Here is a 12,144-nt window from a genome sequence, read left to right on the forward strand (position 1 = left end):
GAGTCAGATGTTCCAGCGCGGTGCGGTTGCGGCCAGGCGCTGGCGCATCTCGCTGATATTGGCGGCGAGTTGGCGGGTCAGCATCCGGTAGCCGTCGAGCGTATTGGCAACCGGCGCATCAAGGTCCGCTGCTGGCAGCTCCATCGGCCGCTCCAGCCGCTGCGAAGCGCCGGTTTTCAACGCGCGGGCCATGCCGATCAGTTGCACGCGAATCTGCCGGTGCTCAGCCTTCAGTGCCGTTTGCAGATGTGCCGTGGCCTGCGGGTCACTTGCGTTGGGGCGGATATTGCCGAGAATCTCCAGCGTGCTGATGCACATGCGCAGGTTGCGCTGGATGGCGTCGAGTTCGGTCATGGAAATCTTCACTTCCTTGGACACCGACGGCATCAGCGAACGCAACTGCACCATCACCGCACCCACCTTGCTCATCAGCCGCACATGCTCGTCGGCGCTGACCGCTTCACCGTTGATGATGCGCCCGTACACCGTGGCGCAATCGCGCAAGGCATCGGCGAGGTTGTAACGCCACGAGTAGACCGCGTACAGCGGCAGGGCGAAGGAAAACGCCAGGGCGAGGGCGATGCCGATCAGGATGTCGACGCCGCGCCACAGACCATCGGTGATCGGGTTGTCGCCATGCCCGGCGACGATGAACACCGTGATCGCCGAGAGCAGGGCGGTGTAGCCGCCCTTGCCAATCGCGTGATACGAGAAAAAACCGCACACCACAGCCATGGAAAAGTAGGTCAGCCACGGCATGCCCAGCCAGGCGTGCTGCGCCACTAGGGCCAATCCGACCCCCGCGCCGATCAAGGTGCCGATGGCGCGCTCGGCGGCTTTTTTGCCGATGTTGCCGTGGTGCTGCAAACCGCCGATCACTACCAGCATGGTCACCGATGCCCATTCGCCGTGGGGCAGATTGATGCCAGTAGTCAGCAGAATCGTCGCCAACAATCCCAAGGCCACCCGCACGGAATGGATCAGTCGGGCGTGACGGTAGCGCCGATACGGGTCCAGTAACGGACGCAGGATACGGCGCAACAGCGGTGGCAGGCGGTGGGTGCTGTAAGTAGTCAGTGCGAACCTCGTGAGTCAGTCATCAATGGAAGGGGAAAATGTAATTCATCCAGGCGGACATGCGCAGCAGGATTTTGCGCATCGCGCCGATGTGATGAAAGTGCTGACTGTAAAGCGCCGCTTGTCCGTAGGCGCCGCCCGGCATGAGCGCGCTGTATTCGGCGAACGCCGGGTCAGTGATTTCAATGATCACCGGCACCCGTCCCGCCGGTGGCGAGCCGGTGTAACTGATCAGGGTGCCGGAAGGTTGCACCTGGCCCTCGGCGATCACCCCGATCACACTTTTCACCCGACCGGCGAAGACCTTGCCGGGAATGCCATCGAAGGCGACTTCGGCCTCGTCGCCCACGGTCAGACGCAGCAGGCTGTTCTGACGCATCCAAGCGGCGAAGTACTGACCTTCCTGCGGAATAAACACCATCGACGGGCGCAGCGGCAGCTTGCTCGCCATCATTCCCGGGCGCAGCGAAACGTGGGTGACGAAGCCTTTGCTCGGTGCTCGCACCACGGTGTTGTCCAGCTCGAACTGAGCATTGTCGAGTTGCGCCTGCAGATCGTCGGTGCGGGCAATGGCCGCGTCCAGTTCGCGCTGGGTGCCGAAGTTGCGGCGAATCAGCTCGGTGATGCGGTAGCGGTCGCCTTTGGCTGCGACCAGTTGCGCCTTGAGCGATTTCAGGCGGTTCTGGAAAGGCGTGGGATCGATGCGGAACAGCACGTCGCCTTTTTCCAGGGGTTCGTTGCCCTTTACCGGCACGTCGATCACCTGGCCACTGATGATCGGAATGACCGGCACCGAGACAAAGTAGGAGCGCGCCACCTCGGAATAGGGATGGTTGTAGTTCATGGTGAAAATCAGCGCGCCGATGATCAGCACGCCACCCAGGACAGCGGTGGGCACCGTCCATTTGTTCAGCGGAATGCGGAAGATCTTGAAGATGGCGACGCAGAGTGCGGCGTACGTGAGGATGAGCAACAGATCCATGCTCAGATCCCCCCGCTGTCAGAGTGAGGCGCAACCGGCGACTGCGCTTCGAGTCGCTCGATCCGGGCTTGCAGCTCAATGACCTGCTGCTCGAGCCGGATGACATGGTTCTGAACGGGTTTGCCATCGCCGAAACCCCAACCGCGATCCTCGCGATAGGCCATTGCCCAGATCCACAGAAACGGCCAGAGCGCATGCAGCGTAAACAGGCTGACCCAGCCGGTGGCATGGATCGCGTCCTGGTGCGGGTGGTTGCGGTGAACGGCGATCTCGTACGGAATGTCATGCAGCACGATGATCCCGTAAAACAGCACGAGACCGACAAAAACCAGCAAACCCAACGCGAAGTAGTCGAGCATGGTCAGCCTCCCGGGCATCCAGCAATGCTGGGCTCAGTGTAGTCACTGAATCGCCGGGGGGCTGACGGATCGGCAGGATCATTCAATCCTGCCGATCACCCGTCAAAAGATGTAATCGGTGGTCAGGAAACTCGAATCCCGCCCGCGAATGATCTCGCTGATCAGATCTTTGTTGCTCTCCTGGAACTTGGTCGCCACCAGCGTACGAATCGAAAACACCCGCAAGGCATCGTGAACCGAGAGCGTGCCTTCGGCGGAGTTCTTGCGACCGTTGAACGGGTACGTGTCCGGGCCGCGCTGGCACTGGGCGTTGAGGTTGATCCGCCCGACCTGGTTGGCGAAAGTGTCGACCAGCCGGCCGACCGCCACCGGGTTGGTGCCGAAGATGCTCAACTGCTGGCCGAAATCGGATTCCAGCACGTAGTCGATCACGGTATCGAGGTGGCGGTACGGCACGATGGGCACGACCGGGCCGAACTGTTCTTCCTGATACACGCGCATCTGCGGGTTCACCGGATAGAGCACTGCCGGGTAGAAGAACGAGGCATGGGATTCGCCGCCATTCGGGTTGACCACCTGTGCGCCTTTGCCTTGCGCGTCAGCAACCAGACCGTGCAGATAATCGACCTTGCCCGACTCCGGCAGCGGCGTTAGCGCCACGCCGCTGTCCCACGGCATGCCCGGTTTCAGCGTGGCCAGTCTGGCGTTGAATTTCTCGATGAAGCTGTCGACCACGTCTTCATGCACGAAAAGAATTTTCAGTGCGGTGCAGCGCTGACCGTTGAACGACAGCGAACCGGTGACCGCTTCGCTGACGGCGTTGTCGAGATCGACTTCGGGCAAAACGATGCCCGGGTTCTTGGCGTCCAGACCCAGAGCCGCGCGCAAGCGGTGTGGTTTCGGGTGCAGCTTTTTCAGGTCACTGGCAGCCTTGTTGGTGCCGATGAAGGCAAAGATGTCGATCTTGCCGCTGGCCATCAAAGCGCTGACGGTCTCGCGGCCGCTGCCGTAGATGACGTTGATCACGCCGCTGGGGAAGCTGTCGCGGAAGGCTTCGAGCAACGGGCGAATCAGCAGCACGCCGAGCTTGGCCGGTTTGAACACCACGGTGTTGCCCATGATCAGTGCCGGAATCAGCGTGGTGAAGGTTTCGTTCAGCGGATAGTTGTAAGGCCCCATGCACAAGGCGACGCCGAGCGGTACGCGGCGGATCTGGCCGAGGGTGTCCTGCTCCAGCTCGAAGCGGCTGGAGCGGCGGTCGAGTTCTTTCAATGCATTGATGGTGTCGACGATGTAATCGCAGGTGCGATCGAACTCTTTTTCCGAGTCCTTGAGGTTCTTGCCGATCTCCCACATCAGCAGCTTGACCACCGCCTCGCGCTGCTCGCGCATGCGGCCGAGGAATGCTTCGACGTGCTGGATGCGCTCGGCCACGCGCATGGTCGGCCACAGGCCCTGACCTCTGTCGTAAGCGCGAACGGCAGCGTCGAGGGCGGTGAGGGCGGTGTCGGCATCCAGCAGCGGCGTGCTGCCGAGGATCACCTGTTCTTCGCCGTTTTCGCTTTTCAGATAAACCGGGCTGCGCACCTGCGCGAGCGGGCCGTCCCAGCGACGCAATTGGCCATCGACCAGGTATTCACGCTGCTCGACCTGAGCGTCGAGGCGATATTTTTCCGGGATGTCGCTGACCGAAGGGAACAGGTTGCCAAGGATGTTTGCTGTGGTCATGTCACTACCCTGTGTTGAAGTCGGCGTGCCGATTGAAAGTCTTGTGAAGGTTATACGCCTGAACGGGCCGGGATTTAACCCTGTGAATGTCACGCGAATGTCACGCACCCGTGCAACCACAGTCCACCCTGTGGGAGCGAGCTTGCTCGCGAAGGCGGCGGCACATCCAACATCCTCATGTCCTGACACAGCGCTTTCGCGAGCAGGCTCGCTCCCACGGTCGATCTTTTAAATCAGTCAGTCTGTCTTCGGTAATGAAGCTTTTATGACAAAAGTTCGGTAGCCCTTTGCCAGTCCGGTCATGCCTGTGTAACGCGCTTGAGGAGCCTTTCGGGGCGCACTTTGCGAGTCGGGGCGGGACGCCGGGAGTGAGGCAATGGGGACTATGGAACGCTATTCGAAAGTGGGCATGCAGGAGCTCGATCAACGCCTGTCGAAGATCGTCGAAGCGGCGCGCAAGAAGCCGGTTTCGGTGTATCGCTACGGCGCGCCGTGGGTCTGGATCGTCTCGCAGGAGGACTGGCAGGGCGCTCTGAAAGAAGTGTCCAGCTACATTCCGCCGGGCCATTCGCTGGTGTTGCTGCGCCCGCAGATCGACGATCTGCTCGACGCCCACCAGGACCTGCTGCACGACCTCAACGCAGCACCCGGCATGCTCATTCCCCCGCAGACGGTGATGCACATCCTGCTCCTGCAATTGCTGTATTCGGTGCCCAGCGAACAGCAGCTCTATGAACAGCTGAACTACAACCTGCTGTTCCGCTGGTTTGTCGGCCTTGGCCTGAACCAGAAAGTCTGGAGTTTCACCGCCCTCAGCCGTGACATCGCCACGCTGCTCAACGAGCCGCGCGCGGTGCTGCTGATTCAGAAAATCATCGGCGAAGTGTTCTGCGGTGCCTTGCTGCAAATGCCCGAGTTCTCGCTGAACTTTGCGCTGTTGCATACCTGGCTGGGCAAGCACGCCTGCGCCACAACGATCAGCAATTGACGCAGCACACCGGGCGCTAACGCCCACAGGTCATCGCGAATTTCAGGGGGTAATGTGGAACGGATTTTCACGTCACGGCTGGCGCTGTGGGGCTGGCTGCTGGTGACGGCGGGCGCGCAGCCGGCGCTGGCCGAGGAGGGCACAGAAGCGCCCGCCGCGCAGCGACTGGTCGACGTCAACGAATACTTCGTGCGCGGCAATACCGTGCTCGATGCCCGCGCGATCGAAGAAGCGGTGTACCCGTTTCTCGGCCCGCAGAAAGCCTTGAGCGACATCGAAGGCGCCCGCGATGCGTTGCAGAAGGCCTATCAGGAACGCGGCTATCAATCGGTGTTTGTCGAGCTGCCCGAGCAGGCCGTGGCCGATGGCATCGTCTATCTGCAAGTCAGCGAAACCAAGGTCGGCCGGGTGCGCGTGGTCGGCGCCAAACACTATTCGCCGCTGGACATTCGCGACAACGTACCGGCGCTGAAAGAAGGCGAGGTGCCGGACTTTGCCAAGGTCCAGGGCGAACTCGCGCAGCTCAACAGGACCCCCGGTCGCCAGGTCATGCCGCTGGTGCGCGAAGGTCAGCGCCCCGGCACCATGGACGTCGACCTGCAGGTCGAAGACCAGAACCCGTGGACGGCCAGCGTCGGTCTCAATAATGATTACAGTGCCGACACCGAAAAGCTGCGAAGCGTCACCAGCCTCGGTTACAACAACCTCTGGCAGCTCGGCCACAGCGTCAACCTGACGTTCTTCACCGCGCCGCAGGAAACCGACAACGCCAAGGTCTGGTCGGGTTCCTACACTGCGCCGCTGAGCGAGCGCTGGAGCGTGCAGTTCTCCGGTTACCAGTCCGACAGCAACGTCGCCACCATCGGCGGCAGCAACGTGCTCGGCAAGGGTCATTCTTACGGCGTCGCGGCGATTTACACGCTGCCCTCGAGCGGTAACTGGTCGAACTCGCTGTCGGCCGGCATCGACTTCAAGGACTTCGACGAGCGCCTGAGCCTGTCCGGCGAAAGCGACAAGGTGCCGCTGAAATACGCGCCGTTCACCTTCGCCTACAACGGCTTTCGCTACAGCGAAAAGAGCCAGCTCGGCCTCGGCCTGAGTCTGGTTGCCGCCACCCGCAGCGTGTTCGGCTACGGCAGTGACGACGAAGATTTCGACTACAAACGCTATCGCGCCAAACCGAGTTTCGCCGTGCTCAAGGGCGACACCAACTACACCTGGACCTTCGACAGCGACTGGCAGAGCGCAAGCAAAGCCGCATTCCAACTCGCCTCGGGGCCGCTGGTTTCCAACGAACAATTCTCCGCCGGTGGCGCCACATCCGTGCGGGGCTATCTCGCGGCTGAGCGCACCGCCGATGACGGCTATTTGCTCAGCCAGGAATTGCGCACACCGTCGCTGGCGAAATTCGCCGGCACGTGGATGCAGGACTGGCGCTTCTATGCCTTCGCCGAAGGTGCGCAGCTGTACCTGCGCGACGAACTGCCGGATCAGGACGCCAATTACGCCCTGGCCAGCGTCGGTCTCGGCACCCGCGCCAGCCTCAGTAAATGGCTGTCCGGCAGCCTCGACTGGGGCTACCCGCTACTCGAAGGGCCGAACACCTCAAAGCAGGAATCGCGCCTGCACTTCAACCTCCAAGCCACTTTCTAACGGAGCACGTCCATGCAACGCCTCTTCCTTTCGTTGTTGATCTGCCTGGGCTTCGTGCTCCCGGCCACGGCTCAGGCCTGGTGGCAGGACGACTGGCATTACCGTAAACAGATTGCCGTCGACACCACACCACAAGGCGCGGCGATCAATCAGGCCCTTGGCCGCACCGCGCTGCTGGTGCGCCTGCACACTGGCAACTTCACCTTCGACGGCGTGAAAGAGGACGGCTCCGATCTGCGCTTCGTCGCCGCCGATGACAAAACCGTGCTCAACCACCAGATCGAGAGTTTCGATGCGCTCATGGGCATGGCGCTGATCTGGGTCGATGTGCCGAATGTCGAGGGCGGTCAGCGTCAGGACATCTGGATGTATTACGGCAACCAGAAAGCCCCGGCCACCGGCAACGGCCAGTTGACCTTCGATCCGAATTACACCGCGCTGTATCACTTCGACGGCGCCACCGGCACCCCGGCGAAAGACACCACGGCCTACGGCAACACCGCGCAAAGCGCGACCGGCACAGCGATTGATGGCGTCGTCGGCCGTGCCTTGCAGTTCAGCGGTCAGCCGTTGTTGCTGCCGGCCAGTCCGTCACTGCAACACAACGCCGGCAGCGCGTTCACTTTCAGCGCCTGGCTGCGTCTGGATCAGGCCAGTGGCGAGCAACTGATCCTGGCTCGGCGCGAAGGCACGCAAAGTCTGCTGATCGGTGTCAGCCAAGGCCTGCCGTTCGTGGAAATCGACGGCCAGCGCGCTGCCGCCACGCAAGCTCTGGCTCCTTCGCAATGGCAGCACGTTGCGCTGACTGCCGAGGGCTCGAAAGTCACGCTGTACGTTAACGGTCGCGAGAGTGCTGCGTTGGCCCAGGCGATGCCGGCGTTCAACTCGGTCATGGCCATCGGCGCTGATCTGCAGGAAGGCGCGTTCCAGCCATTCGCTGGCGCTATTGATGAGCTGCGCCTGTCGAAAGTCGCGCGTCCGGCCGCGCTGTTGCTGGCCGATGCCACCTCGCAAGGCGCCGAGTCGAAACTGGTCGCTTACGGCGTCGATGAAGAGCAGTCCGGCTTTGGCTTCGGCAGCCTCGGCTTCCTCCTTAACGCGGTGCCGATCGACGCCTGGGTGATCATAGCCGTGCTGGTGCTGATGATGTTCCAGTCGTGGATCATCATGCTGCGCAAGAACCGCAGCCTCAGTCGCGTCACCGCTGCTAACGAAGATTTTCGCGTGCAATTTGCCAAGGTCGGCACGCGTCTGGAGATGTTCGCCGACGACGCGCAACTGGCTCAACGTCTGCAGCATTCGTCGCTGTGGCGCCTGTATCTGGTGGCAGTCAAAGAGATCCGCACCCGCCGCGAGCAGGGCGCCGATACCTCGTCGGTTTCCGCCGCGACCATCGAAGCCATTCGCTGCTCCATGGACGGCGTGCGCACCCGCGAGAACCAGCAACTGAGTTCGAAACTCTCGACCCTGTCCAACGCCATCGCCGGCGGTCCGTATATCGGCCTGCTCGGTACGGTGCTGGGGATCATGGTGGTGTTCCTCGGCACGGCAATGGCCGGCGACGTCAACATCAACGCCATCGCGCCGGGCATGGCCGCAGCACTGCTCGCCACAGCGATGGGCCTGTTCGTCGCGATCCCGGCGCTGTTTGGCTACAACCGCCTGATCACCCGCAACAAGGAAGTCAGCGCCGACATGCGCGTGTTCGTCGACGAGTTCATCACTCGTCTGGCGGAGATGCATGGCGAGAGCCAGTTCAGTGAGGCGTCGCACCAGCGCGGCCATCACGCCAACCACTCCGTACCGGCCTGAGGAGCACTGCCATGGCGTCCGTAAATGCCTCCCACGACGATGATGACGATGCCGCCGTCGACAGCATCAACATCACTCCGCTGGTCGATGTGCTGATGGTGGTGCTGGTGATGTTCATCCTCACTGCCACCGCGCAGGTCTCCGGGATCCAGATCAACCTGCCCAAGGCTAGCGCTTCGGTGTCGCTGTCGGAGGCCAAGACCAAGGCGATCTCGGTCAACGACGGCGGCCAGGTGTTTCTCGATGCCTATCCGGTGACCCTGGCCGAGCTGGAAGAACGCCTGCGCATCGAGAAAGCGCAGAGCCCGGATTTCCCGGTGATCGTGCGTGGCGATGCGACGGTGCAGTACCAGAAAGTCATCGAAGTGCTGGATCTGCTGCGCCGGCTCGAACTGTCCCAGGTCGGTCTCGTTACCGGCAAACCGAGTCAGGGCTGAGTCATGACCGCACAACTCCCGATCGAGCCGCCGCCCGTGAAAAAGTCGTCGTTGCGCTATGTGAAGTGGGGCGCCGGATTGCTGGTCGGCGCACTCGCCGCGTGGTTCCTCTGGCAGTGGGCCAACGACATGGCCGGCGTGCGTCGCGAAGCGCCGAAGGTGCCGACGATCATTCCGTTGCCGCCACCGCCACCACCGCCGCCGGAGAAACCGCCAGAGCCGGAAACGCCGGTGGAAGAAAAAGTCGTCGAGCCCGAGCCAACGCCGGAGCCGGAGGAGGTCAAGCCTGAAGAAGAAGCACCGCCATCGCCCGCCGACGATCTGGCCAACCCGATGCAAATGGACGGCGACGCGCAGTCCGGTAGCGACGCTTTCAACATCGGCGCAGGCAAGGGCGGCGGCATGGCCGGTGCTGGCGGCGGGCGTTTGGGCACGGGCACGTACAGCCAGTTTCTCGCGTTCACTTTCCAGCGTTTGCTGCGCGAGAACCCCGAGCTGCGCAACCTCGCATTCTCGCTGCAGGCCGATGTCTGGCTGAGCAGCGTCGGCGAGATCACCCGTGTCGAGCTGATCAAATCCAGTGACAACCCGCAAATCGATATCCAGGTGCTGGCCGCTTTACGCGGTGCGCCAGCCCTCAGCGAACGGCCTCCGGCCTCCATCACTTTGCCCGTGCGCCTGTCCCTGCAAGGGCGGCGTCCGGGTTAATTCACTTATTCAAGCTTCGGCAAAAGGAGTTGTGTGCAGATGATTTCCAACGTGAATCGATTGTCCCTGGCGGTCGGCATGGTCATTGCGACCCTGGTCGGTCAGGCCGTGGCAGCGCCTGCGCCTTCGGAGAACGCCACGATCAATCTGATCCGCTTGCTGGTCGAGCAGGGCATTCTCAAACAGGACAAGGCCGACGCGCTGATCGCCCAGGCGCAGAACGAAGCGACGCAGGCGAAACAGGCGGCCGCGTCCACCGCAGTCGCGGCCGGGCCGGTCGCCGCGCCGGGGGATGTGCGCGTGCAGTACGTACCGGCAGCGGTGCGTGACCAGATCCGCGATCAGGTCAAAGCCGAGGTCATGGCCACCGCCAAACAGGAAAACTGGGCCGCGCCGAATACCTTTCCGGACTGGGCCTCGCGCATCAGCTTCGACGGTGACATTCGCCTGCGAGACGAGTCGCGGTACTACTCGGGCAACAACAGCAACGAAATCGTCGACTTCGCCAAGCTCAACAACAACGGCCCGTACGACGTGAACCCCAACAGCAGCACCAGCCTGCCGCCGTTGCTCAACACCCGCGAAGACCGCGAAAACCTCTTTCGCCTGCGCGCACGCCTGGGCATGAAAGCGGTGATCTCCGAGGAATGGACCGCCGGCATTCGCATCGGCACCGGTTCGGACAACAACCCGGTATCGACCACGCAGAACCTCGGCGGCGGCTTCGCCAAGAAGGACATCTGGCTCGATCAGGGCTACCTGACCTGGAAGCCAATGGACGAATTGACCCTGACCGGCGGGCGCTTCGCCAACCCGTTCATGTCCACCGACATGCTCTATTCCAACGACCTGAATTTCGACGGTGTGGCGGCGATCTTCGACCACAAGCTCAACCGCGATTGGGGTGTGTTCGGCACCGTCGGCGCGTTCCCGGTGGACTACACCAACGACACTTCCAGCAGCAACGGTTTCGACAAGGAAGAGAGCGACAACAAATGGCTGTACGGCGCTCAGCTCGGCGCGAAATGGGCGATCAACAGCAACAACCGCCTCAAAGGCGCGCTGGCCTATTACCGCTTCGACGACATTCAGGGCCAGCGCTCCAGCCCTTGCGAACCGTGGGCCGGCGCGCCGGGCTGCGACAGCGACGGAACGCGCGCGGCGTTCATGCAGAAGGGCAACAGCGTGTTCCTGCTGCGTGACATCACGCCGAACCCGCTCAACCCGAGCGCCACGCCGCAGCCGCAATTCGTCGGCCTCGCGTCCGAGTTCAACCTGCTTGATCTCAACGTGGTCTGGGATGCCGACCTGCCGCAGGATTTCAAACTGCGCAGCCAAGGCAACTACATCCACAACCTCAGCTACGACGAAGGCGACATGCGCAAGCGTTCCGCCGGGCAGATCGTCAACAACCTCGACAGCAACGGCGAGATCGAAAGCGGCGCCAATGCATGGATGGTGCAGTTCACCCTCGGCAATGCGCTGGACCTCAAGCGCAAGGGCGACTGGAACCTGTTCGCCGGCTACAAGTACATCCAGCCGGACGCCTTGCCCGACGGCTTCAACGACTCGTCGTTCCACCTAGGCGGCACCAACGCCAAGGGCTATTTCATGGGCGGCAACTACGGCCTGGCGAAGAACGTTTCTGCCACCGGCCGCTGGATGAGCACCGAAGCGGTGTACGGCGCGCCGTTCGACATCGACGTCTTGCAGCTTGAGATCAACACGCGCTTCTAAGGCGCCGGGAGAGCTTTATGAACACGCGTTTTCTCGCGCTGGGCCTGGGTTTGTTGATTGCCACCGGGGCGAACGGCGAAGGCATGGAAGAACGCTTGCGCACGCAGTTGCGCAGCACCACCCAGCAATTGCAGGCCCTGCAAAGCCAACAGGCCCAGGCCAGCGCCGCGCAACTGGCGGCGCAGAACGAAGCCAGGGCAGCGCAAGCGCAGATCAAGCAGCTGACCGCCGAACTGGCCAAAGCCAAAGGCCTCGCCGAGCAACTGGCCGGGCAACACCAGAGCCTGCACAGCCAGGCGCAGGCGCAAGTCGCGGCCAGTGCCGAGCAGACTGGCAAGTTCAAGAAAGCCTACGACGAGTTGCTCGTCCTCGCTCGTGGCAAAGAAGCCGAACGCACGAAGCTGCAAGCGCAGCTGGCGGAACGTGACACACAAGTGCAGCAATGTTCAGCCAAGAATCAGCAAATGTACGACGTCGCCAAACAGATCCTCACGGCCTACGAAAACATCGACGTCGCCGAAGTGATGAAGATCCGCCAGCCCTTCGCCGGCAGCGCCCGGGTCAAGTTCGATGAGCTGGCCCAAGGCTTTGGCGACGAGCTGTACAAAACCCAATTCGACGCGCCGCAAGCCGCGATCGCTCACTGATAGCAAGGAAGAAAGC

Annotated in this window: 11 protein-coding genes; 7 read left to right on the plus strand and 4 right to left on the minus strand. The window is 62.1% G+C overall.

Annotated elements, in window-relative coordinates; genetic code table 11:
• Positions 1–3: 3 nt before the first annotated feature.
• The 4 genes from HU724_RS14215 to HU724_RS14230 form a co-directional block, all read right to left on the minus strand.
• Complete coding sequence (locus tag HU724_RS14215) at positions 4–1,044, minus strand: FUSC family protein (RefSeq protein ID WP_038861649.1); 1,041 nt, start codon at positions 1,042–1,044, stop codon at positions 4–6.
• Positions 1,045–1,099: 55 nt separating this feature from the next.
• Complete coding sequence (locus HU724_RS14220) at positions 1,100–2,059, minus strand: HlyD family secretion protein (protein ID WP_016774598.1); 960 nt, start codon at positions 2,057–2,059, stop codon at positions 1,100–1,102.
• Between the two features lie 2 nt (positions 2,060–2,061).
• Positions 2,062–2,418, minus strand: a complete 357-nt coding sequence (locus HU724_RS14225) for a DUF3302 domain-containing protein (RefSeq protein WP_130912428.1) — start codon at positions 2,416–2,418, stop codon at positions 2,062–2,064.
• 102 nt (positions 2,419–2,520) lie between these two features.
• On the minus strand, positions 2,521–4,146 hold the full coding sequence (locus HU724_RS14230; RefSeq protein WP_186566832.1) for an NADP-dependent glyceraldehyde-3-phosphate dehydrogenase: 1,626 nt from the start codon (positions 4,144–4,146) through the stop codon (positions 2,521–2,523).
• Between the two features lie 376 nt (positions 4,147–4,522).
• Here HU724_RS14230 and HU724_RS14235 point away from each other — a divergent pair, with 376 nt between their 5' ends.
• From HU724_RS14235 to HU724_RS14265, 7 genes are all read left to right on the plus strand, one after another.
• Positions 4,523–5,134, plus strand: coding sequence for a transposase (locus HU724_RS14235; protein WP_186566830.1), 612 nt, complete (start codon positions 4,523–4,525; stop codon positions 5,132–5,134).
• A 96-nt stretch (positions 5,135–5,230) separates the two neighbouring features.
• Positions 5,231–6,787 carry a ShlB/FhaC/HecB family hemolysin secretion/activation protein gene (locus HU724_RS14240; RefSeq protein WP_437180360.1) on the plus strand — a complete coding sequence of 519 codons (1,557 nt, stop codon included), beginning with the start codon at positions 5,231–5,233 and terminating at the stop codon, positions 6,785–6,787.
• Between the two features lie 12 nt (positions 6,788–6,799).
• On the plus strand, positions 6,800–8,599 hold the full coding sequence (locus tag HU724_RS14245) for a DUF2341 domain-containing protein (protein WP_186566826.1): 1,800 nt from the start codon (positions 6,800–6,802) through the stop codon (positions 8,597–8,599).
• Between the two features lie 11 nt (positions 8,600–8,610).
• Complete coding sequence (locus HU724_RS14250; protein WP_003201710.1) at positions 8,611–9,036, plus strand: ExbD/TolR family protein; 426 nt, start codon at positions 8,611–8,613, stop codon at positions 9,034–9,036.
• 3 nt (positions 9,037–9,039) lie between these two features.
• A complete protein-coding gene (locus HU724_RS14255) occupies positions 9,040–9,744 on the plus strand; it encodes an energy transducer TonB (RefSeq protein ID WP_186566824.1) in 705 nt (234 codons plus the stop codon).
• A gap of 39 nt (positions 9,745–9,783) precedes the next feature.
• Positions 9,784–11,481 (plus strand): putative porin, encoded by a 1,698-nt coding sequence (locus tag HU724_RS14260; protein ID WP_186566821.1) that lies wholly within the window; start codon positions 9,784–9,786, stop codon positions 11,479–11,481.
• A 17-nt stretch (positions 11,482–11,498) separates the two neighbouring features.
• Complete coding sequence (locus HU724_RS14265; protein WP_186566819.1) at positions 11,499–12,128, plus strand: DNA repair protein; 630 nt, start codon at positions 11,499–11,501, stop codon at positions 12,126–12,128.
• The last annotated feature ends 16 nt before the right edge of the window (positions 12,129–12,144 follow it).

Origin of the sequence: Pseudomonas iranensis, from assembly GCF_014268585.2 — a bacterium.
GTDB lineage: Bacteria > Pseudomonadota > Gammaproteobacteria > Pseudomonadales > Pseudomonadaceae > Aquipseudomonas > Aquipseudomonas iranensis.